Origin of the sequence: Streptomyces sp. SCSIO ZS0520, from assembly GCF_025643355.1 — a bacterium.
GTDB lineage: Bacteria > Actinomycetota > Actinomycetes > Streptomycetales > Streptomycetaceae > Streptomyces > Streptomyces physcomitrii.
On sequence record NZ_CP092644.1, the window covers coordinates 2,439,532 to 2,464,294 of the forward strand.

The window sequence follows — 24,763 nt, forward strand, 5'->3', positions numbered from 1 at the left end:
TCCTCTCGGGGGACGTCGCGGTGGCCGCCGCCGCCACGGGGCGGCCACCTCAACGGCCCCTAGCTGGGCGGGAAATGACCCTCCTGGACGAAGAAGTCGACGTAGGTGGCGAAGAGTTCCTCGGTCAGGGGCGGGCAGACCACGCCGGTGCCCGCCAGGGCCGCCTCGGTCTCGGAGGTGTCGAGGGCCGGGTAGAAGGCGTCGGTGTCCCCGGTCATCATCTCGAAGGCGTGCAGCAGCGGCAGCAGGGCGTTCTCCTTGTCCGCCTGGACGGCGGCGCGCCAGCCGGACCGGTCGGTCTCCTCCAGGGTGTAGCCGCGGGCCCGCAGAGAGCGCACGCAGTCGTCGAGGCCGAGGGAACTGCGGTTGAACAGGTGGAAGGTGCCCCCGGCCGCCGCGGGCCGGGCCGCGATGCCGAGGACGGCGGCGCTGACGTAGTCCACCGGCAGCAGATGGAAGCGACCCCCGGTTCCGGCGGGCGCGGCCCCGGCCTGGATCAGCCCCTTGAGGCTCAGCCAGACGAAGTCCCGTGTCTGGCAGGCGCCGTTGACCTGGTCGCCGGAGATCACGTCCACCCGGTAGACGGAGACCGGCAGCCCCCGGTCACGGGCGAGCGCGATGTTCTGCTCCGCCACCCACTTGCTGCGCAGATAGCCGCTCGGCAGCACCTCGGCGGGGCCGGTCGGGTCGGTGACCTTCAGCGGTACGCCCTCGGTGACCGGCCCGGCGAAGACGCCGACCGTGGAGACGTGGTGGACGGGGACGGTGCGGTGCCGGGCGGCGAGCCGCAGCACCTCCTCGGTACCGCCCACATTGGCCGCGCGCAGCGCCTCGTACGGGTGCAGCCAGTGGACGGTGGCGCCCGCGTGGTAGACCACGTCCACGGTGCGGGCGAGGGAGTCGAAGGCCTCCTCGGTCAGGCCGAGGCGTTCCTCGGCAAGGTCGCCGACGTGCACGGTGAGCCGGTCCTCGTCGATCTCGTCCCAGACCCGGTACCAGCTCAGGCTCTCCCGCAGCCGCGCGTACGCCGCCTGCTCGTCGGCGCCGCGGACCAGGCAGTGCACGGTGGCCCCGGTGCCGCGCATCAGGTCGCGCAGCAGGAAGGCGCCGAGGAAGCCGCTGGCGCCGGTGAGCAGCACCTGCCGCGGGTCCACCGCGGTGCGGACGACCTCGGCCGCCGGGCGGATGTCCTCGGCGAGGCGGATGTCGGCCGCGTAGTCGGTGGCCTCCGGCGCGGACTCGGCGGCACCGGGCCCGAGTTCGTCGGTCAGGCGGCGGGCCAGGGTGTGCGGGGTGGGGTGGTCGAAGACCAGGGTGGCCGAGAGCTTGCGGCCGGTCAGCGCCGCGAGGCGGTTGCGCAGCTCCACCGAGGTCAGCGAGTCGAAGCCGAGCTGCGGGAAGGCGCGGTCGCCGTCGATGTCCTCGGTGCCGCCCCTGCCGAGCACCCGCGCGATCTCCGTGCGCACCGCCGCGAGGACCGTCTCGTACCGCTCCTCCTCGCCGAGCCCGGCCAGGCTCTCGGCGAGCGGGGCCGCCGCGTCCTCGGCCCCCTGGGCGCGGGCGCGGCGGGTGACCCGGGCGAGCGGGCGCAGCACCGCGGGGATCCCCGGCTGCCGGCGCAGGACCGGCAGATCCAGCGGGGTCAGGACGCGGTACGGGTCGCCGGAGGCGAGGGCCAGGTCGAAGAGGGCCGGGCCCCGGTCGGAGGCGACCGCGCGGAAGCCGCTGCGGGCGATGCGCCGCAGGTCGGTCTCGGTGAGCCCGCCCGTCAGCCCGGAGGCCTGGGCCCACAGTCCCCAGGCCAGCGAGGCGGCGGGCAGCCCGCGGGCGGCGCGGTGCCGGGCCAGCGCGTCCAGGTAGGAGTTGGCGGCGGCGTAGGTGGACTGGCCGGGGCCGCCCACCACGGCGGCGACCGAGGAGAACAGGACGAAGGCCGTCAGCTCCGCGTCCTCGGTGAGGCGGTGCAGATGCCAGGCCGCGTCCGCCTTCGGGGCGAGGACACCGGCGAGGCGTCCGGGGGTCTGCGAGCCGATGAGCCCGTCGTCGAGGACACCGGCGGTGTGCACGACCCCGCGCAGCGGATGCGCGGCGTCCACCGAGCCGAGCAGGTCCGCGAGCGCCGCCGGGTCGGAGACGTCGCAGGCGGCGAGGGTCACCGAGGCGCCGAGCGCGGTGAGTTCCTCCCGCAGGGCGTCGGCGCCCTGGGCCGCGGCCCCGCGCCTGCTGACCAGGAGCAGGTGGCGGATCCCGTGCGTGCGTACCAGGTGCCGGGCGAACAGGGCGCCCAGGGAGCCGGTGCCGCCGGTGACCAGGACGGTGCCCCCGGGGTCCCACACCGGGCCGGTGGCCGCCGGGGCTCCGGACGGCCGGGCGAGGGCGGGCAGCAGCACGGTGTGCGCGCCGCCCGCTCCGGTACGGATCGCGGCCTGAGGCTCCCCGGAGCGCACCAGCGCGCCCAGGGTGGCGGTGAGCGCCGGGTCCGCGAAGGAGGGGACGTCGGCCAGGACGAAGCGGCCGGGGGACTCGGACTGGGCGGAGCGCAGCAGCCCCCAGGCCGCCGCCGCGGCGAGGTCGGCCGGGTCCTCGCCCTCCTCGGCGCCGACCGCGCCGGAGGTGGCGAACACCAGCGGGACATCGGCGAGTTCCTCCCGCTCCAGCCACCGCCCGGCCAGTTCCAGGGCGCGTCCGAGGGTCTCGCGCAGCGCCTCGGGGCCCTCGGTGCCGGGCCGGGCGGCCAGGTCGCAGCGGACCGCGCCGAGCGGCTCGCGCGCATGGGCGGCGGCGACGGCGGGCAGGTCGGGGTGGTCCGGCGTGCCGAGCACCGCCCAGCGCAGCGGCTCGGCGGGGGCGAGCGGCCGGGCCGTCCAGTCCAGGCGGAACTGGGCGTCCTGGCCCCGGGCGCCCGCCGCGGCCCGGGCGGCGGCGTCGGCGGGGCGCAGCGCGACCGCCTCGGCCTCGGCCACCGGGCGGCCCGCCGGGTCGGTGAGGCGCAGGGTCCGGCCGCCGTCGCGCCGCGGGCCGAGGTGGGCGCGGACCGCGGCGGCCCCGCTCGCGTACAGCCGCAGGCCGCGCCAGGCGGAGACCTCCGCGGGCGGCTCGGGGGCTTCGGGGGCGAGGAGGGGGCTGAGCGCCGCTTCGAGGAGGAGCGGGTGGATCCCGAACCGCTCGGCGGAGGCGGCGAGTTCACCGCTCAGGCTCAGCTCCGCGAAGAGTTCCCCGCCGCGTTGCCACCAGCGGGTACGGACCTCGGGGTCCGGTTCCGGGGCGTCGTCCGGGATACCGGCCGAGGTCTCCGGAGACACCAACTCGACATCGACCGGAGGCCAGTTGGCCTCGGTGGCGGCCGGCCGCTCCCCGAGCGCGGCGATGCTCAGCAGGCCGCGGGCGTGGCGGGTCCAGGGGGCGTCGCCCTCCTCCGGACGGGCGTGCAGGGTGAGTCCGCGCCGCCCGTCCTCGCCGGGTGCGCCGACTCTGACCTGGAGTTGGAGCGCGCCCTTGGCGGGCAGCAACAGCGGTTCCTGGACGGTGAGTTCGTCGAGCGCGGTGCAGCCCAGCTCGTCACCGGCCCGGATCGCCAGCTCGGCGAGGACGGAGTGCGGCACCGGGGAGTCCGGCCCGCTCGCGCCCAGCCAGGGGTGGGTGTGCGGGGAGAGCCGTCCGGTCAGCAGTGCCTCGTCGCCGTCGCCGAGCAGCAGTGCGGTGCCGAGCAGCGGGTGTCCGGCCTCGGTGAGCCCGAGCCCGGCGGCGTCGGGCGCCGTGGTGGCGGCCGGGTCCACCCAGTACCGGCTGCGCTGGAAGGCGTAGGTGGGCAGCGGGACTTGACGGGCCCCGGCGAAGAAGCGCTCCCAGTCCACCCGGACGCCCTTGTGGTGCAGTGCGGTGAGCCCCTCGACCAGGGTGGCGGCCTCGGCTCGGCCGCGCCGCTGGAGGGCGAGGTGGGTGTTGACCGGGCGTCCGGCGAGCACCGCGCGGGCGAGCGCCGTCAGGGTGCTGTCCGGGCCGATCTCGACGAAGTCGCGTACGCCCTGCTCGTACAGGCCGGTGACCGCGTCGGCGAAGCGGACCGGTTGCCGGATCTGCCGCACCCAGTAGTCCGCCGACCTCAACTCCTCCCCCTCGGCAAGCCGCCCGGTCACCGTCGACACCACCGGCACACCCACCGACCCGTACGACACCCCCTTCGCCACCGAACGGAACTCCTCCAACACCGGCTCCATCAACGGCGAATGGAAGGCGTGCGAGACCGACAACCGCTTGGTCCGGTGGCCCGACTCCGCGAGCGCGTCCGTGAGGGCGAGGACGGCCGCCTCCTCACCGGAGACCACCACCGACTCGGGCCCGTTCACGGCCGCGATGTCCACCCGGCCCTCGAACTCCCGCATACGGGACCGGACTTCAGCCTCACTCGCCTGTACCGACACCATCGCGCCGCCCGCGGGCAAGGACTGCATCAAGGCCCCGCGCGCCACCACCAACCGCGCCGCATCCTCCAGGCTCAGCACACCCGACACATACGCCGCCACCAACTCCCCCACCGAATGCCCCGCCACAAACCCCGGCACCACACCCCACGACTCCACCAACCGGAACAACGCCACCTCAAAAGCGAACAACCCCGGCTGCACAAACTCCGTCTCATCCACCAACCCCGCACCCACCGACCCCACTTCGGCCCACACCACCTCCCCCAACGACCGGCCCAGCAACGGATCCACCACCGCACACACCTCATCCCACGCAGCCGCGAACACCGGATACGCGGCATACAACTCCCGCCCCATCCCCAACCGCTGCGCCCCCTGACCCGAGAACACCAACCCCACCGAACCCACCGACCGCACACCGCCGGACACACCGACCGGCGATGCGGCGGCAGCCAGCGCTGCCAAGCCCTCGGCCAACTCCGCGCCCGAACTGCCCGAGACCACACCCCGCACCTCGAACACCCCGCGCCCCGACAGCAGCGAGTAGGCGACATCGGCGGGGTCCAGCGCGGGATGGGCGGCGAGGTGGTCGAGCAGCCGCCGGGCCTGTGCGCGCAGCGCCTCCTCGCCCCGGGCGGAGAGGAACCAGGGGATGACCGGGAGCGCGCCGGTCCCGGCCGCGTCCCGGGTGTCCGACGTGGCGGGAGCCGGGATGCCCGACGTGGCGGGGGCCGAGGCATCCGCCGTGACGGGGGCCGGGGTCTCCTCGGGTGCTTCGAGGACGACATGGGCATTGGTGCCGCTCACGCCGAAGGCGGAGACGGCGGCGCGGCGCGGGCCCGAGGGGCGCTCGGGCCAGGGGCGGGCCTCGGTCAGCAGCTCCACCGCGCCCGCCGACCAGTCCACCATCGGCGTCGGCTCGTCCACATGCAGCGTCCTCGGCAGTACGCCGTGCCGCATCGCCTGCACCATCTTGATGACGCCGCCCACCCCGGCGGCGGCCACGGTGTGCCCGATGTTGGACTTCAACGAGCCCAGCCACATCGGCCGTTCACGCTCCTGGCCATACGTCGCAAGCAGCGCCTGCGCCTCGATCGGGTCCCCGAGCCGCGTACCGGTCCCGTGCGCCTCCACCGCGTCCACCTCGGAGGCGGACAACCCTGCGGCCGCCAACGCCTGCTGGATCACCCGCTCTTGGGCAGGACCGTTGGGCGCCGTCAGACCATTGCTCGCACCGTCCTGGTTCACCGCACTACCACGCACCACCGCCAGCACCCGGTGCCCGCGGCGCCGCGCGTCCGACAACCGCTCCACCAGCAGCAGCCCCACACCCTCCGACCACGACGTACCGTCGGCCGCCGCCGCGAAGGACTTGATGCGGCCGTCGGGGGCCAGGCCCTTCTGGCGGGAGAAGTCCACGAAACCGCCGGGGGTGGCGGTGACGGTGGCGCCGCCCGCGAGCGCGAGGTCGCACTCGCCGCCGCGCAGCGCGTTCACCGCCAGGTGCAGGGCCACCAGGGAGGAGGAGCAGGCCGTGTCGACGGAGACCGCGGGGCCTTCGAGGCCGAGGGTGTAGGCGATACGGCCGGAGGCGACGCTGCTGAGCTTGCCGGTCATCAGATAGCCCTCGAACTCCTCGGGGCCTTCGAGACCGAGGTAGCTCTGCTCCACGACCCCGGCGAAAACACCCGTACGGCTGCCCTTGAGGGTGGCCGGGTCGAGCCCCGCGTCCTCCAGGGCCTCCCACGCGGTCTCCAGGAGGACGCGCTGCTGCGAGTCCATGGCCTGGGCCTCGCGGGGCGAGATGCCGAAGAAGTCGGCGTCGAAGAGGGCCGCGTCGTGGAGGAAGCCGCCCTCACGGGTGTAGGAGGTGCCCGGGTCGGCGGGGTCGGAGCTGTAGAGCGCGTCGAGGTCCCAGCCGCGGTCGGTGGGGAAGGGGGTGATGGCGTCCCGGCCGTCCGCGACGAGCTGCCACAGGTCGTCCGGGGAGGCGACCCCGCCGGGGAAGCGGCAGGCCATGCCCACGATGGCGATCGGCTCGCCACCGGCCGACTCCAGCTCGCCGATGCGGGCGCGCGCCTTCTGCAGGTCCTCGGTCACCCACTTCAGATAGTCGACCAGCTTCTGTTCCCGGGACTGGGCCGGCTGCTGCGCGGAAGAAGTCTCAGCGGACATGCGGAATCAGTCTCTCCTCAGAGCGAAGGGGCCCGGTGGGCAGGAGGTGCGGCGGGCAGGGGGCACAACGGGCGGGGCCGCAGGGCTCCCGCCCGGCGCCGGGCCGGACGGGTCAGTCGGCGGTCCGGCCGAGCTGGGTGTCGATGAAGTCGAAGATCTCGTCGGCCGAGGTGGACGCGTCGAACGCCGTTACCTGCGGCGGCACTTGGGTCCCGTCGTCGGCGCCGGGGGACCGCCGGGCGGGCCCGGCCAGCTCGGTCAGTTGCGCGAGGAGCCCGGCGAGGCGGGCCGAGTCGGCGCTGCCCGGTTCCCGTCCGGCCCAGAGCGCGGTGAGGGAGGCGGCGGAGGACTCCAGGCGGTCGAGTTCGGCGCGCCAGGAGTCGTCGGCCGCGGATGCCCGCGCCGGGAAGGCGGCGGAGTGCACATACGCGGCGAGGGCGGCCGGTGTCGGATGGTCGAAGACGACGGTGGCGGGCAGCGGACTGCCCACCGCGGCGACCAGGCGGTTGCGGAGTTCGACGCCGGTCAGTGAGGTCAGGCCCAGCTCCTGGAAGGGGCGTTCGGGCTCGACCTCCTCCTCTTCGGCGTGCCCCAGGACCTCGGCGACCAGGGCGGTCACCTCGGCGAGCAGCTGCTGCTCCCGCCGGGCGGGGGCGAGCGGGGCGAGCAGCTCGGCCAGCGGCCGCACCGCGGGGCTCTCCTCCTCCGGCTCCTCGGCGCTCGCCGCGGTGAGCGCGTACCTGCCGCCTGCCGTGCCCTCGGCGGCGGCCCGCGGGTCGAGCCAGTAGCGCTTGCGCTGGAAGGCGTAGGTGGGCAGCGGGACCTGACGGGCCCCGGTACCGGCGAAGAAGCGCTCCCAGTCGACCGGCACACCACGGGTGTGCAGTTCGCCCAGGGCGGCGACGAGCGCCGCGGCTTCGGTGCGGTCCTCGCGGCCCGCGGGGACGACGGCGACCGCGTCCGGGTCGCGCAGGGCGCTCGCGGCGACGGCGGTGAGCACGCCCCGGGGCCCGATCTCCAGGAGCGCGGTGACGCCCGCGGCCTCCATGGTGGCGACCGCGTCGGCGAAGCGGACCGGCTGCCGGATCTGCCGCACCCAGTAGTCCGCCGACCTCAACTCCTCGCCTTCCGCGAGCCGCCCGGTCACCGTCGACACCACCGGCACACCCACCGCCCCGTACGACACCCCCTTCGCCACCGAACGGAACTCCTCCAACACCGGCTCCATCAAGGGCGAATGGAAGGCGTGCGAGACCGACAACCGCCGCACCCGGCGCCCCTGGGCCACGAACCGCTCCACCACCTCCTCCACCGCGACCCGCTCACCCGAAACCACCACCGACGACGCCCCGTTGACCGCCGCCACCCCCACCCGGCCCTCGCCGTCCCCCAGAGACGCCGCGACCTCCGCCTCCGACGCCTCCACCGCGACCATCACCCCGCCCGACGGCAGGGACTGCATCAAGGCCCCGCGCGCCACCACCAACCGCGCCGCATCCTCCAGGCTCAGCACACCCGAGACATACGCCGCCACCAACTCCCCCACCGAATGCCCCGCCACAAACCCCGGCACCACACCCCACGACTCCACCAACCGGAACAACGCCACCTCAAAAGCGAACAACCCCGGCTGCACAAACTCCGTCTCGTCCACCAACCCCGCACCCGCCGAACCCACTTCGGCCCACACCACCTCCCCCAGCGACCGGCCCAGCAACGGATCCACCACCGCGCACACCTCATCCCACGCAGCCGCGAACACCGGATACGCGGCATACAACTCCCGCCCCATCCCCAACCGCTGCGCCCCCTGACCCGAGAACACCAACCCCACCGAACCCACCGACCGCACACCGGCACCCGCGGAGCCGGCCGTCAGGGCTCCCAGCCCGGCGACCAACTCCTCCCGCGAGCCGCCCGAGACCACACCCCGCACCTCGAACACCCCGCGCCCCGAGGCCAGCGAAGAGGCGATGTCGAGGGGATCGGGGGCGTCCTCGGCGGCGGCGTAGGCGGCGAGGCGTTCGGCCTGGGCGGCGAGAGCGGCGCGGGTGCGTCCGGAGAGCACCCAGGGCAGCACCGGGTGGGTCACCTCGGCGGCGGCCGTCCCGGCGCCGGGCTCGGCGGTGTCCCGCTCGGGGGCCTCGGCGTGCTCGGGGCCCTCGGTGGGCAGGGGCGGTTCCTCGACGATCACATGGGCGTTGGTGCCGCCGAAGCCGAAGGAGGAGACCCCGGCGCGGCGGGGGCGCTCACCCCGCGTCCACTCCCGCTCCTCGGTCAGCAGCTCCACCGCGCCCGCCGACCAGTCCACATGCGGCGAGCGCTCCCCCGCGTGCAGCGTCCGCGGCAGTACGCCGTGCTTCATCGCCTGCACCATCTTGATGACACCGCCGACACCTGCGGCGGCCTGCGCGTGCCCGATGTTCGACTTCAACGAGCCCAGCCACAACGGCCGTTCACGCTCCTGGCCATACGTAGCCAGTAAGGCCTGCGCCTCGATCGGGTCCCCGAGCCGCGTACCCGTCCCGTGCGCCTCCACCGCGTCCACATCCGCCGACGAGAGCCCTGCCGTCGCCAACGCCTGCCGGATCACCCGCTCTTGGGCGGGACCGTTGGGCGCCGTCAGACCATTGCTCGCACCGTCCTGGTTCACCGCACTGCCCCGCACCACCGCCAGCACCCGATGCCCATGACGCCGCGCGTCCGACAACCGCTCCACCAGCAGCAGCCCCACACCCTCCGACCACGACGTACCGTCCGCACCCGCCCCGAAGGACTTGCAGCGGCCGTCCTCGGCGAGTCCGCGCTGCCGCGAGAACTCGATGAAGGCGACGGGGGTGGACATCACGGTGACGCCGCCCGCGAGGGCGAGGTCGCACTCGCCGCCCCGCAGCGCGTTCACCGCCAGGTGCAGGGCCACCAGGGAGGAGGAGCAGGCCGTGTCGACCGTGACGGCCGGGCCCTCGAAGCCGTACGTGTACGAGAGCCGCCCGGAGGCCACGCTTCCCGCGCTGCCGCTGAAGAGGAAACCCTCGGGTTCCGGGGGGAGTTGGGGGCGGGAGCCGTAGTCGTTGTACATGGCGCCGGTGAAGACACCCGTACGCGAACCGCGCAGCCCGGCCGGGTCCACCCCGGCACTCTCGAAGGCCTCCCACGCCGTCTCCAGAAGAAGACGCTGCTGCGGATCGATCGCCATCGCCTCACGCGGCGAAATACCGAAGAACCCCGGATCGAAACGGTCGGCCTCATGCAGGAAACCGCCCTCCCGCACATACGAGGTCCCCGCCCGCGAAGGATCCGGATCGTACAGAGCCTCCAGATCCCACCCCCGATTCACCGGAAAACCACTGATCGCATCCCGCCCCTCCGCCACCAACTCCCACAACTCCTCCGGCGAAGACACACCCCCCGGATAGCGGCAGGCCATCCCCACGATCGCGATCGGCTCGCGTCGCTTCTCCTGGATCTCGCGCAGTTGCCGGCGTGCCTCCCGGGCGTCCGTGACCGCCTTCTTGAGGTAATCGCGCAGCTTGTCCTCGCCCGCCATGGTGGTGTCAACTCCTGGGTATCGTGTGGTGACGGCCTCGACGGCCGAGGTCGGCCGGGACGGGGCCGGATCAGTCGAATTCGTCGACGAGGGCGAAGAGTTCCTCGTCGGTGGCGGCGGTCAGGTCCTCCGCCTCTTCCTCCGTGCCGGGGACACCGGCCGCCTCCTCGGCGGCGGTGAGCAGTTCCTGGAGCCGGGCGGCGATACGTCCGCGGGAGTCCTCGTCCGCGGACCTGGCCACGATGTCCGCCTTGAGCCGGGCGAGTTCGGCGAGGAGCTGCTCGTCGGGGTCCTTCTCCTCGACGCTGAGGTGCTCCGAGAGATAGGCGGCGAGCGCCACCGGTGTCGGGTGGTCGAAGACCAGGGTGGTCGGCAGCCGCAGTCCGGTGCCGGTGCCGAGCTGGTTGCGGAGTTCGACCGCGGTGAGCGAGTCGAAGCCGAGTTCCTGCAGCGGCCGCCCCGCGTCGATCGCGGTGTGGTCGGCGTGGCCGAGGACGGCGGCGACCCGGGCGCGTACGAAGTCGACCAGGAAGGTGCCGCGTTCGGCCGCGGAGAGCGGGGCGAGGCGTTCGGCGAGACCGGGGCCGCTCTCCCGCCGGGCGCGGACCGGTTCGCGCCGCCGGGTGCCGCCCGGCACCAAGGCCCGCAGCAGGGGCGGCACTTGAGCCTCGGGAGAGCGGAGCGCGCGCAGGTCGAGCCGGGTCACGGCGAGCACGCTCTCGGGCGCGCCGAGGGCGGCGTCGAAGAGTGCCATGGCGTCGCCGGTGGCGAGCGGGAGCAGTCCGGAGCGGGCGAGCCGCCGCAGATCCGTCTCGTCCAGCCGCGCGGAGAGGGCGCTCGCCTGCTCCCAGAGTCCCCAGGCGAGGGAGAGCCCAGGCAGGCCCTCCGCCCGGCGATGCGCGGCCAAGGCATCCAGGAACGCGTTCCCCGCCGCGTAGTTGCCCTGACCCGCCGTACCCAGCAGACCCGCCACCGACGAATACAACACGAAGGCTTTCAGGCCGAGATCACGCGTCAACTCATGCAGATGCCACGCCGCATCCACCTTCGGACGCAACACCCCCGCAAGACGCTCCCCCGACAACCCCTCCACCGTCGCGTCGTCCAGCACACCCGCCGTATGCACCACACCCGACAGCGGCCACTCCAACCGACCCAGCAGACCCGCCAGTTCACCCCGGTCCGTGACATCACAGGCCTCCACCCACACCGTGGCGCCCAACCCCTCCAACTCGGCCCTCAACTCCCCGGCACCCGGCGCCTGTTCACCCCGCCGACTCACCAGCACCAGACCCCGCACCCCGTGCTCCACCACCAGATGCCGCGCGAGCACGGCACCCAGGGCGCCGGTGGCTCCGGTGAGGAGCACGGCGCCGTCGCCCCACTGCTGCTCACCGCCGGGCAAGGGCTCCTCGGAGGGGCGGTGGGTGGCGAGCCGGGGCACCAGGAGTGCCGACTCCCGTAGCGCGGACTGGGGTTCACCGCTGTCCACGGCGCGGGCGAGGAGCGGCAGCGGGGCGCCGGAGAGGGAATTCCCGGACGGGGTACGGGAGTTCACGCCGGGGCCGGTGCCGCCTGCCACATCCGGGTCCGGGTCCGCGGCTGTGCCCGCCCCCGCCCACGTGCCCGTATACGTGTCCCCGTCCGTGTCCCCGTCCGTGTCGATGCCGATGCCGATGCCGGTGTCCGTGTCGGTGTCCACGAGGACAAGGCGCCCCGGGTTCTCGGTCTGTGCCGAGCGCAGCAGTCCCCACAGCGCCGCCTGGGCGAGGCCGGGTACGTCCTCGCCCGGGGCCGTGGCGACGGCCCGCCGGGTGAGGGCGACCAGACGGGTGTCCGCCAACCGCTCCTCGGCCAGCCAGAACTGGACGTCCGCGAGAGCCCGGCCCAGCACGGTGTGCGCCGCCCCCGGGGTGCCGGTGCCGGGCAGCCCGTCGTCGAGGTGGCCGTACGGGACGAGCAGCACCCGCGGCGGTGCCTCGCCCGCGTCGAGGGCCCGGGTCAGGGCGGCCCGGTCCGCGTACGCCGGGAGGTCCGCCCTGAGGGGACCCGGTTCCGGGGCGCCCAGGACGGCCCAGCCGGTGAGGTCGGCGGCGGTCTCCTCCTCGGGCAGCGTGGTCCAGTCGACGCGCAGCAGCCCGTCCGCGCTCTCGCCCCCGGCGGCGCGCAGGGCCGCGGCGGACATCGGCCGCAGGGCGAGTTCCGCCACCGAGGCGACGGGCGCGCCGGTGCTGTCGGCCACGGTCAGGGAGACCGCGGGGGCGTCCGGCTGGGTCCCGGTGACCGAGAGCCGCACCCGCAGGGCGCCCGCGCCGGGGGTGCGCACCGTGGCGCCGGACCAGGAGAAGGGGAGCACCGCGGGGCCGCTCCCGTCGAGGAGGGGGTGCAGCAGCGGGTGCAGGGCGGCGTCGAGCAGCGCCGGGTGCAGGGCGAACTGGCCTGCCTGGGCGCGGAGTTCCTCGGGCAGCGACACCTCGGCCCAGATGTCCCGGCCGGCGGTCCACATCCGGCGCAGACCGCGGAACCGGGGACCGTAGTCGTAGCCCTCCTCGGCCAACCGCTCGTAGAAACCGGTCAGTTCGGTCTCGGCCGCGGCGGGCGGCCAGACGGTGAGGTCACCGCCCGCCGGGGCGCCGTCGTCCTCGCGCAGCGTGCCGTGGGCGTGCAGGGTCCACTCCCCGGTGTCCTCCGGGCCGTGCCCGGCGCGGGAGTGGATCCGCAGGGTGCGCGTGCCGTCCTCGCCGGGGCCGACGGCGACCTGTATCTGACGGCTGCCCCCTTCCGGCAGGGCCAGGGGTGCGGCGAGGGTGAGGTCGGCGACCTCGGTGGCACCCAGCTCCCGGCCCGCGCGCAGGGCGAGTTCGAGCATGCCGGTGCCGGGCAGCAGGACGGTGTCCGCGACGGTGTGGTCCTCGATCCAGGGGTGGCTGCGGCGGCCGATCCGCCCGGTGAGCACCTGCTCGTCCCGGTCGGCCAGGCTGACCGCGGCGCCGAGCAGCGGATGGTCCGCGGCGGCCAGGCCGAAGCCCGCGGCGTCCCCGACCGTGGCCGGTCCCTCCAGCCAGTAGCCCTGCCGCTGGAAGGCGTAGGTGGGCAGGTCGGTCCTGCGGCCGCCGGGGAAGAAGGTCTCCCAGCGCAGTGCCGCGCCGCGGGCGCCGAGCAGGCCGAGGGCGGCGGTGAAGGTCTGGGCCTCCGGGCGGTTCCTGCGCAGCGCGGGGACGACGAGCCCGGCATCTTCGGTGAGGGACTCCCGGACCAGCGCGGTCAGTACCCCGTCGGGGCCGAGCTCCACCCATTCGGTGACGCCCCGGGCCTCCAGGAGCCGTACCCCGTCGAGGAAGCGGACGGCCTCCCGGATGTGCGAGGCCCAGTAGGCGGGCGAGGCGAGTTCGCCGGGGGTCGCCAGTTCGCCGGTGAGGTTGGAGACCACCGGGATCCGCGGTGCGTGGTAGGTGAGTTCGGCGGCGAGGGCCTGGAACTCCTCCAGGACCTCTTCCATGTGCGGGGAGTGGAAGGCGTGGCTGACCGGCAGCCGCTTGGTCCTGCGACCGCGTTCGCGCCAGTGCGCGCCGAGGGCGTCGACGACCTCCGCGTCGCCCGAAATCACCGTGGAGCGGGGGCCGTTGACCCCGGCGACGCCCACCCGGCCGAGGTGGTCGGCGAGGCTTTCGCGTACCTCGTCCTCGGTGGCCTCGATCGCCGCCATCGCGCCGTTCTCCCGGGCGGACTGCATCAGCCGTCCGCGTTCGGCGACCAGCACGCAGGCGTCCGGCAGGTCGAGCACCCCGGAGAGATGGGCCGCGGTGACCTCGCCGATGGAGTGGCCGAGGAGGTAGTCGGGGGTGAAGCCGTGGTGCTCGGCGAGGCGGAACAGCGCGGTCTCCAGGGCGAACAGCGCCGCCTGGGTGAAGGCCGTCTGGTCGATCAGCGCCGAGTCGGCGGAGCCCTCGGGGGCGAAGAGGATGGTCTTGAGGGGGCGGACGAGTTCCCGGTCCAGATGGGTGCAGACCTCGTCGAGCGCGGCGGCGAAGACCGGTGAACTCCCGTACAGCTCACGGCCCATGCCGAGCCGCTGCGAGCCCTGACCGGTGAGCAGTACGGCGCTCTTGCCGCGCGGCGCGGATCCCGCCGGGAACACCGCGGGCGCCGGTTCACCGCCCGCAAGGGCTGCGAGGGATGCCAGGAGTGCCGGGCGGTCCTCGGCCACCAGGACGGCGCGGTGGTCGTGCCGGGCACGGGTGGTCGCCAGCGACCAGCCGGTGCCGGTGAGGCTCTGCTCGGGATGGGCGTTCAGGTGCGCGTGCAGTCTCCCGGCCTGGTCGCGCAGGGCGTCCTCGTCGGCAGCGGAGAGCACCCAAGGTGCCGGGCCGGTCAACTCGCCCTCGGCGGACGGCTGTTCCTCCGGCTCGCCCTCCTCGATGATGACGTGCGCGTTCGTCCCGCTGATCCCGAAGGAAGAGACCCCGGCGCGGCGCGGACGCTCACCCCGCGCCCACTCCCGCTCCTCGGTCAGCAACTCCACCGCACCCGCCGACCAGTCCACCATCGGCGTCGGCTCCTCCACATGCAGCGTCCTCGGCAGCACACCGTGCCGCATCGCCTGCACCATCTTGATCACACCGCCGACACCTGCGGCGGCCTGCGCATGCCCGATGTTCGACTTCAACGAACCCAGCCACAACGGCCGTTCACGCTCCTGGCCATACGTCGCCAGGAGCGCCTGCGCCTCGATGGGGTCACCCAGCTTCGTACCGGTGCCATGCGCCTCCACGGCGTCCACCTCGGAGGGAGACAGCCCCGCCGTCGCCAACGCCTGCTGGATCACCCGCTCTTGAGCGGGACCATTCGGCGCCGTCAGACCATTGCTCGCACCGTCCTGGTTCACCGCACTGCCCCGCACCACCGCCAGCACCCGATGCCCATGACGCCGCGCGTCCGACAGTCGCTCCACCAGCAGCAATCCCGCGCCCTCGGACCAGGACGTACCGTCCGCACCCGCCCCGAAGGACTTGATCCGCCCGTCGGGAGCAAGACCCCGCTGCCGCGAGAACTCCACGAAGACATGGGGTCCGGCCATCACGGCGACGCCACCGGCGAGGGCCAGGTCGCACTCGCCGTTGCGCAGCGCGTTCGCCGCCAGGTGCAGGGCCACCAGGGAGGAGGAGCAGGCGGTGTCGACCGTGACGGCCGGGCCCTCGAAGCCGTACGTGTACGAGAGCCGCCCGGAGACGACGCTGGAGAGGTTGCCCGCGAGCAGCATGCCCTCGTACTCCTCGGGGCTGGCCGCCAGCCGGGAGACATAGTCGTCGTACATGGCGCCGGTGAAGACACCCGTACGCGAACCACGCAACCCGGCCGGGTCCACCCCCGCACTCTCGAAGGCCTCCCACGCCGTCTCCAGAAGAAGACGCTGCTGCGGATCGATCGCCATCGCCTCACGCGGCGAAATACCGAAGAAGCCGGGATCAAAGCGGTCGGCCTCATGCAGGAAACCACCCTCCCGCACATACGACGTCCCCGCCCGCGAAGGATCCGGATCGTACAGAGCCTCCAGATCCCACCCCCGATTCACCGGAAAACCACTGATCGCATCCCGCCCCTCCGCCACCAACTCCCACAACTCCTCCGGCGAAGACACACCCCCCGGAAAGCGGCAGGCCATCCCCACGATCGCGATCGGCTCGTCGGGGGCGACGGTGACCCGGGTGCCCTCGGTCCTGGCGGTGGCCGGGGCCAGCCGGGAGAGCAGGTACTCGGCGACGGCGACGGGCGAGGGGTGGTCGAAGACCACGGTGGTCGGCAGGCGCAGGCCGGTGGCCGCGTTGAGGCGGTTGCGCAGTTCGACCCCGGCCAGGGAGTCGAAGCCGATCTCCTTGAAGGCGCGGGCGGGGTCGAGGCGGTGGGGGTCGGCGTGGCCGAGCACCGAGGCGACCGTGGTGCGCACCAGGCCGAGCACCGTCTCGCGGCGCTCCTCCTCGGGCAGTTCGGCGATCCGCTCCGCCCACCCGGTGCCGCCCTCCGCGGTGCGCGCGGTGCCGCTCGCGGCGCGCCGGGCGCGGGGCCTGACCAGTCCGCGCAGCAGGGCGTGCGGGTCGCGGTCGGCGGCGCGCAGGGACGGCAGGTCGAAGGCGGCGGGGACGCTCAACTCCGCTTCGGCGGCCAGCGAGGCGTCGAAGAGGGCGAGCCCCTGGGCGGGGGTGAGCGGCCGGAGTCCGGCCCGGGCCCAGCGGGCGAGGTCGGTGTCGCCGAGGGTGCCGCCCATGCCGTGGGTCGCGTCCCAGAGTCCCCAGGCGAGGGAGAGCCCAGGCAGGCCCTCCGCCCGGCGATGTGCGGCCAAGGCATCCAAGAACGCATTGCCCGCCGCGTAGTTGCCCTGACCCGCCGTACCCAGCAGACCCGCCACCGACGAATACAACACAAACGCCTTCAGACCGAGACCACGCGTCAACTCATGCAGATGCCACGCCGCATCCACCTTCGGACGCAACACCCCCGCAAGACGCTCCCCCGACAACCCCTCCACCGTCGCGTCGTCCAACACACCCGCCGTATGCACCACACCCGACAGCGGCCACTCCAACCGGCCCAACAACGCGGCCAGTTCACCCCGATCCGCGACATCACAGGCCTCCACCCACACAGTGGCGCCCAACTCCTCCAACTCCGCCCTCAACTCCCCCGCACCCGGCGCCTGTTCACCCCGCCGACTCACCAGCACCAGACCCCGCACCCCGTGCTCCACCACCAGATGCCGCGCGAAGAGCGCGCCGAGTCCGCCGGTGCCGCCGGTGATCAGTACGGATGCGTTCTCTCCGGTGAAGGGGCTCGGGGCGGAGTCCTCCGCCGTCTCCTCCGCCGTCTCCTCCGCCGTCTCCCCCGCCGTCCTCTCGGTCGTCCTCTCGGTCGTCTTCTCGGTGGGCACCGCGCGCGCCAGCCTGGGGGCGCTGAACTGGCCTTCCCGTAAGGCGAGTTGGGGCTCGCCGAGGGCGAGGGCGGTGGTGAGCAGGGCGGTGCCGGGCGCCGTGGTGGCGTCCGGCTCCCCGCCCGGGTCGGACCCGGCGACGTCGAGCAGGACCAGGCGCCCGGGGTGCTCGGACTGCACGGTCCGGGCGAGGCCGAGCAGCGGGGCGGTCTCGGGCGAGGGCAGCGCCTGTCCGGGTGCGGTGGCCACGGCGCCCCGGGTGAGCAGCAGCAGCCTGGTCCCGGCGAAGCGCTCCTCGGCCAGGAAGCGCTGGACGAGGCCGAGGAAGGCGGCGGCTGCGGCGTGGGCGCGGGTCACCACTCCGGCATCGGTACCGGTCGCGGTCTCGACCCCGGTCCCGGCCTCGGTCCCGGCCTCGGTACCGGCCTCGGTACCGGCGGGGGTCTCGGTACCGGCGGGTGTCCCGGTCCCGGCCGCCGCCTCGATCCCGGCCAGGGTCTCCTTGCCGACCGGGGTCTCCTTGCCGGCCGCTGCCGCGCCACCGGCCGCCGCCTCGAACCCGGCCGCCGTCGCGCTCGTACTCCCGGCCAGCAGCTCCGCCCGTACGAGGACCGCGTCCAAGCCCTCCTCCAGGCCTTCGCCGAGGGGGAGTTGGCCGTCCACGGCCTCCGCGATACGGGCCGGGGCGGCGGCCCCCGGAGCAGCGGGAACCGGCGTCCACTCCACCGTGTACAGGTGCTGCGGGTGGCCCTCGGCGGCCGGGGCGAGCCGGTCCGCGGCGACCGGACGCAGCGTGAGCGCGTCCACGTGGACGACCGTCTCGCCGCCCGGGTCCACGGCGGTCAGGCGGAACGTGTCCTCACCGGTGGCCGCGATGCGCACCCGCAGCGAGGTCGCGCCCCGGGCGTGCAGGGAGAGGCCGCCCCAGGCGAACGGAAGCCGGATGACCTCCCCGGCGGGCTCCTCCCCGGCGGCCTCCCCCGCGGCAGCGGCGGCGTGCAGCACCACCGGGTGCAGCAGCGCGTCGAAGAGCGCGGGGTGCAGGCCGAATCCGGCGGCCTCGGTGCCCAGGGCCTCGGGCAGCACGACCTCGGCGTACAGCTCGCCGTCCTGTCGCCAGAGCCCGGTCAGGGCACGGAAGGCGGGGCCGTACTGGTAGCCGAGGGCGGCGAGTTGCTCGTAGACCCCGTCGAGGGGCTGGGTCTCGGCCCCGGCGGGGGGCCACTGCCGGGGCACGGACAGGTCCGCGCCGGTGGGCAAGGCGGCGCCGGAGAGGACGCCGGAGGCATGCCGGGTCCAGGTCTCCTCCTGGCCGTCCTCCTCGGGGCGGGCGTGGATGCCGAAGCTCCGGGAGCCGTCGGCCTCCGGCGCCCCCACGGCCACCTGCACCCGCACCGCGCGCTCCTCGGGCAGCACCAGCGGCGCCTCCAGGGTGAGTTCCTCGACGGTGGTGCCGCCGAAGTGGGCACCGGCGGTGAGCGCCAGCTCCAGGAAGGCGGTGGCGGGGACGAGGACGGTGCCGCCGATGGCGTGGTCGGCCAGCCACGGGTGCCCGGCCAGGGACAGCCGCCCGGTGAACACCAGGTCCTCGCGCCCGGCCAGCTCCACCGCGGTCCCGAGCAGCGGGTGCCCGGCCGGGTCGAGACCGAGGCCCTGGGCGTCCGAGGGACGTGCCGGGGACAGCCAGTAGTGCTCGCGCTGGAAGGCGTACGGGGGCAGGGTGATCCGGCGCCCGCCGGGGTGGAAGGAGGCGGCGTCGAGGGCGGCGCCGTGGGCCAGCGCCGCGGCCAGCTGCGCGGTGAGCGTCTCGGCCTCGGGGCGCCCGGCCCGCAGCAGCGGTACGGCGGCGAGGTCCTCGCCGAGCGCGGCGCGGGCCAGCGCGGTCAGCACCGCGTCCGGGCCGAGTTCGACGAGGACGGTGGCGCCGTGCCGTGCCAGGGCCCGGGCGGCGTCGAGGAAGCGGACCGTCGCCCTGATCTGCCCCACCCAGTAGTCGGGGGAGGTGAGTTCGGCGGTGGTGGCCGCTTCGCCGGTGACCGTGGAGACGAGGGGGATGCGCGGCGCGTGGTAGGTGAGCGAGGCCGCGACGGCACGGAAGTCGTCCAGGACGTCGTCCATGTGCGGGGAGTGGAAGGCGTGGCTGACCTGGAGCCGCCGGGTGCGCCGCCCGCGTTCCCGCCAGCGTCCGGCGAGTTCCTCGGCGGCGTCCGCGTCCCCGGAGAGCACCACCGAGGTGGGGCCGTTGACCGCGGCGAGCGACAACCTGCCCTCGTACGCGGCCAGTTCGGCGGTCAGCTCGGACTCCTCCGCCTCCACCGCGATCATCGCGCCGCCGTCCCGGGCGGACTCCATCAGCCGTCCGCGGGCGGCGACCAGCCGGGCCGCGTCGCCCAGCGAGAGCACCCCCGCCGCGTGTGCGGCGGACAGCTCGCCGATGGAGTGCCCGGCCAGCAACTCCGGTGCCGCGCCGTGGTGTTCGAGCAGCCGGAAGAGCGCGGTCTCCAGGGCGAAGAGGGCGGGCTGGGTGTAGGCCGTACGGTGCAGCAGCCGCCCGTCCTCGCTGTCCTCGGCGGCGAACAGGACGGTGCGCAGCGGGCGTTCGAGGTGCGGGTCGAGGGCGGCGCAGACCTCGTCGAGCGCGGCGGCGAAGACCGGTGAACTCCCGTACAGTTCCCGGCCCATGCCGGAGCGCTGGGCCCCCTGCCCGGTGAACAGGAAGGCGGTCCGTCCGCCCGCGGGGGCGCGTCCGGTGGTCAGGTGCGGGGCCGCTTCGCCGCGGGCGAGCGCGTCGAGCCCGGTGCGGAAGTCCTCGGTGGTGGTGCCGGTGACCACGGCGCGGTGGCCGAGTCCGGTACGGGCGGCGAGGGAGACCCCGACATCGGCGGGGCGCGCCCCGGTGTCCGCGACGAACCGGCGCAGCCGCTCGGCCTGGGCGCGCAGGGCGTCCTCGTCGGCGGCGGAGAGCACCCACGGCGCCGGACCCGTCAACTCACCATCCGTAGCGGGCAGTTCTTCCGGCTCGCCTTCCTCGATGATGACGTGCGCGTTCGTCCCGCTGATCCCGAAGGAGGACACACCCGCACGGCGCGGACGCTCACCCCGCTCCCACTCCCGCTCCTCGATCAGCAACTCCACCGCACCCGCCGACCAGTCCACCATCGGCGTCGGCTCCTCCACATGCAGCGTCCTCGGCAGCACACCATGTCGCATCGCCTGCACCATCTTGATCACACCGCCGACACCCGCCGCCGCCTGCGCATGCCCGATGTTCGACTTCAACGAGCCCAGCCACAACGGCCGTTCACGCTCCTGGCCATACGTCGCAAGCAGCGCCTGCGCCTCGATCGGATCGCCCAGCTTCGTACCGGTGCCGTGCGCCTCCACGGCGTCCACCTCGGAGGGAGACAGCCCCGCGGTCGCCAACGCCTGCCGGATCACCCGCTCTTGGGCAGGACCGTTCGGCGCTGTCAGACCATTCGACGCGCCGTCCTGGTTGATCGCACTGCCGCGTACCACCGCCAGCACCCGATGCCCACGACGCCGCGCATCCGACAACCGCTCCACCAGCAGCAGCCCCACACCCTCCGACCACGACGTACCGTCCGCACCCGCCCCGAAGGACTTGATCCGCCCGTCGGGAGCAAGACCCCGCTGCCGCGAGAACTCCACGAACATGCCGGGCGAGGACATCACGGTGGCGCCGCCCGCGAGGGCGAGCGTGGTCTCGCCGGAGCGCAGCGACTGCACCGCGAGGTGCAGGGCGACCAGCGAGGAGGAGCAGGCCGTGTCGACGGAGACCGCGGGGCCCAGCAGGCCCAGCTGGTAGGCGATCCGGCCGGAGAGGACGCTCGGGGTGGTGCCCGTGAGGACGTGTCCCTCGACGCTGTCCGGGGCCTCGTGCATCCGGGGCCCGTAGTCGAGGGTGGTGGCTCCGACGAAGACGCCGGTGCGGGTGCCCTTGAGTTCGGTGACGCTCAGCCCGGCGTCCTCGACGGCCTCCCAGGCGGTCTCCAGGAGCAGCCGCTGCTGCGGATCCATGGCGAGCGCCTCGCGCGGCGAGATGCCGAAGAAGCCGTTGTCGAAGAGGGCGGCGCCGGTGAGGAACCCGCCCTCGCGGACCGCGCTGCGACCGCTGCTTGCGGGGTCGCTGTCGAAGAGGTCGAGGTCCCAGCCGCGGTCGGCGGGGAAGCCGGAGATGGCGTCGGTGCCCTCGGCGACCAGGCGCCACAGCTCCTCGGGGGTGTCGGCCCGGCCGGGGTAGCGGCAGGCCATGCCCACGATCGCGATCGGCTCGTCCGGCTCCGCGCGGCGCCCGTCCGCCCCGGGCGCACCCCGGTTCTCGGCCGGGGAGCCCGCGAGCAGGGAGTTGAGGTGGTCCCGGAGCGCGGCCGGGGTCGGGTGGTCGAAGAGCAGCCCGCCGGCCAGCCGCAGACCGGTGGCCTCGGCGAGGGTGTTGCGCAGTTCGACCGACATCAGGGAGTCGTAGCCGAGGTCCTTGAAGGTGGCGTGCGGTTCCACCCGGTGGGCGCCGTCGAGCCCCAGGACGGCGGCGACGCTGTCCAGGACGAGGGCGGTGGTGTCGCCCCCGGTGGTCGGCAGCGGCACCGCGGGCGGGGCGTCCGTGTCACGCGCGAGCGGGGCCGCGGTGCGGGCGGTGCCGCCGATCCAGTGGCGCTCGCGCTGGAAGGCGTAGGTGGGCAGTGGGATCCGCGCGCCCCCGCGCCCGGCGTGCACGGCCGCCCAGTCGAGGTCCGTGCCGCGGACGAAGACGGTGGCGAGGGAGGCGAGCAGCCGGGCGGTCTCCGGCCGGTCGGACCGCAGCGAGGCCAGCGGCAGCAGGGCCTCCGGGTCGCTGAGGCAGTCGGCGGCCATGGCGGCGCAGACACCGTCGGGGCCGAGTTCCCAGAGCGTGGTGGTGCCCTCGGCCTCCAGGGCGCGTACGGCGTCCAGGAACCGGACGGGGCGGCGGACCTGCTCCACCCAGTACTCGGGCGAGGACCACTGGCCGTCGGCGACCGGCTGACCGGTCACCGTGGAGACCGCGGCGATCGCCGGCTCGGCGAAGCGCAGTTCGGCCAGGACCGCGCGGAAGTCCGCGAGCATCGGGTCCATCAGCGGGGAGTGGAAGGCGTGCGAGACGGTGAGACGGCGGGTCTTGCGGCCCTGCTCGGCGAACTGCCCGGCGAGCGCGGCGACTTCGGCCTCCTCGCCGGAGACCACGGTCGCCCGGGGCCCGTTGACCGCCGCGATCGCGACCCGGCCGGTGCCGCCGAGCGAGGCGAGCACCTCCTCCTCGGTCGCCTCCACGGCGAACATCGCACCGCCGGAGGGGAGTTGCTGCATCAGCCGCCCCCGGGCCGCGACCAGCCGGGCGGCGTCCGGGAGCGAGAGCACGCCCGCGGCATGGGCGGCGGCGATCTCCCCGATGGAGTGCCCGCCGACCCGGTCGGCCACCACGCCCCAGGAGGTGACGAGCCGGTACAGCGCCACCTCGACCGCGAACAGGGCGGGTTGGGTGTACGCGGTCTCGTCCAGGCCCTCCCCGGAGTCGATCACCTCGCTCAGCGGGCGGTCGAGGAACGGGTCGAGGTGGGAGCAGACCTCGGCGAAGGCCTGGGCGAACACCGGGAAATCGGCGCGGAGTCCGCGTCCCATGGCGATCCGCTGCGCGCCCTGGCCGGTGAAGAAGAGGGCGAGCCGCGCGGGGCGCGCCACTCCGGTGACCAGGCCCCCGGCGCGCTCGCCCCGGGCCAGGGCGCCGAGCCCGGCCACCATGGCCTCCCGGTCCTCGGCGAGGACCACGGCCCGGTGCGGGAAGACGGTACGGGTGGCGGCCAGCGACCAGCCGACGTCCTGTGCGCGGGGAGTCCGGCCCGCCGTCGCGCCGTGCGGTGCCGCCGGGTCCGCCTCGGGCTCCGCGTCCGTGTCCGCCTCGGGTCCCGCGTCCGCGCCCGGGTCCGTGTCCAGGTCCGGGTCCGCCGTCAGGGCCGTGTGCAGCCGCGCGGCCTGGGCCCGCAGCGCCTGCGCGCCGTGGCCGGAGACCACCCAGGGCATCAGCGGGCCCCGGTCCGCCGTGCCGTCCTGGCCGGGCTCCGCCTGCCGCGCCTGCTCCCCGGTGGCCGCCGGGCCCTCGGCGAGGACGACATGGGCGTTGGTGCCGCCCATGCCGAAGGAGGAGACCCCGGCGAGCAGTTCGCGGTCCGGCTCGGGCCAGTCGGTGAGCTCCCGCTGCACCTCAAGTCCCAGGTCGGCCAGGGGAATCGAGGGCCCCGCCCCGCTGAAGTTGAGGGTCGCCGGTATCCGGCGGTGCCACAGCGCGAGCAGGGTCTTGAGCAGGCCGACGGCACCGGCCGCGCCCTCCAGGTGGCCCACGTTGGTCTTCGCCGAGCCGACCCGCAGCGGGCGGCCCCCGACCCGGGCCGCCCCGAGCACGGCACCGAGCGCCGCCGCCTCGACGGGGTCGCCGACGGGCGTACCGGTGCCGTGCAGTTCCACGTACTGCACCGCCTCGGGGGCGACCCCGGCCTTCTCGTACGCCTCCCGGAGGACCCGCTCCTGGGAGTCCCGGCCGGGGACGGTGAGGGAGGGAGTGGCGCCGTCGTTGTTCACGGCGCTGCCGCGGATCACCCCGTAGACGCGGTCGCCGTCGGCCCGGGCGTACGACAGGGGCTTGAGGAGGAGGGCGACGCCGCCCTCGCCGCGTACGAAGCCGTTGGCGCGGGCGTCGAAGGTGTAGGTGGTGCCGTCCGGTGACAGGCCACCGAAGCGCTCCTCGGTGACGGCACCCTCGGCGAGGATGTTCAGGTTGACGCCCGCCGCGATCGCGGACCGGGACTCCCCGGTGCGCAGCGATTCGCAGGCGAGGTGGACGGCCACCAGGGAGGAGGACTGGGCGGAGTCCACCGTCAGGCTCGGCCCGTGCAGGCCGAGGTGGTAGGAGACCCGGTTCGCCAGCACACCCCGGTTGAGCCCGGCCATGGTGTGCTGGGTGACGGCGGCAGCGCCGTGCTGGTAGAGCAGCGCGGTGTAGTCGTCGCGCAGGGCGCCCACGAAGACGGCGGTGGAGCTGCCGCGCAGGGCGGCGGGCAGGATCCCGGCGTCCTCCAGGGCCTCCCAGGCGAGTTCGAGCACCAGCCGCTGCTGCGGGTCCATGGTCTGGGCCTCGCGCGGGGAGATGCCGAAGAAGGCGGCGTCGAAGGTGTCGACCCGGTCGAGGAAGCCGCCGCGGCGCATGCCCGGCTCGGCGCTCTCGGGCAGCGGCTCACCGGTCGCGGGCTCCCAACGCCCCCGCGGCACACCGGTGATCGCGTCCTTCCCGGTGCGCAGCAGCTCCCAGAACGCGGCCGGACCGTCCGCGCCCGGCAGCCGGCAGGACATCCCGACGACCGCGATCGCCTCGTGGTGACCCTCGTGCGTCACGGCTTCCTCGGACTGGTTCTGATTCGTCATCGCGCTCGAGTGCCTTTCCGGCCGAATTACCCAAGACTCCTGAGTATTTGGGCGAACCTGTGCCCCGATAGTAGGCAGGCGTTTCTCTTGCACACCCCAGCGCCCGGCCTTGAATCGGTAATTGAAGAGCACTCTCCGCGGAGAGCATCCAATTACCGTGCGATGGATGGGGTGTTGCACCGCACCGAATAGCGTTCGCCTCGGAATTCCGACCGACACCAGAGCAGCAGAAGGCAGGTTGAGGCC

At 74.3% G+C, this 24,763-nt stretch carries 3 protein-coding genes; all 3 read right to left on the reverse strand.

What is annotated here, in order from left to right:
• Positions 1-59: 59 nt before the first annotated feature.
• The 3 genes from MID12_RS09045 to MID12_RS09055 all read right to left on the reverse strand — a co-directional run bounded on the left by MID12_RS09045 (position 60) and on the right by MID12_RS09055 (position 24,517).
• Complete coding sequence (locus MID12_RS09045) at positions 60-6,599, reverse strand: type I polyketide synthase (protein ID WP_263165967.1); 6,540 nt, start codon at positions 6,597-6,599, stop codon at positions 60-62.
• 112 nt (positions 6,600-6,711) lie between these two features.
• Positions 6,712-10,128, reverse strand: a complete 3,417-nt coding sequence (locus tag MID12_RS09050; protein ID WP_411577047.1) for a type I polyketide synthase — start codon at positions 10,126-10,128, stop codon at positions 6,712-6,714.
• A gap of 88 nt (positions 10,129-10,216) precedes the next feature.
• Positions 10,217-24,517 carry a type I polyketide synthase gene (locus tag MID12_RS09055; RefSeq protein WP_263165973.1) on the reverse strand — a complete coding sequence of 4,767 codons (14,301 nt, stop codon included), beginning with the start codon at positions 24,515-24,517 and terminating at the stop codon, positions 10,217-10,219.
• Positions 24,518-24,763 lie beyond the last annotated feature (246 nt).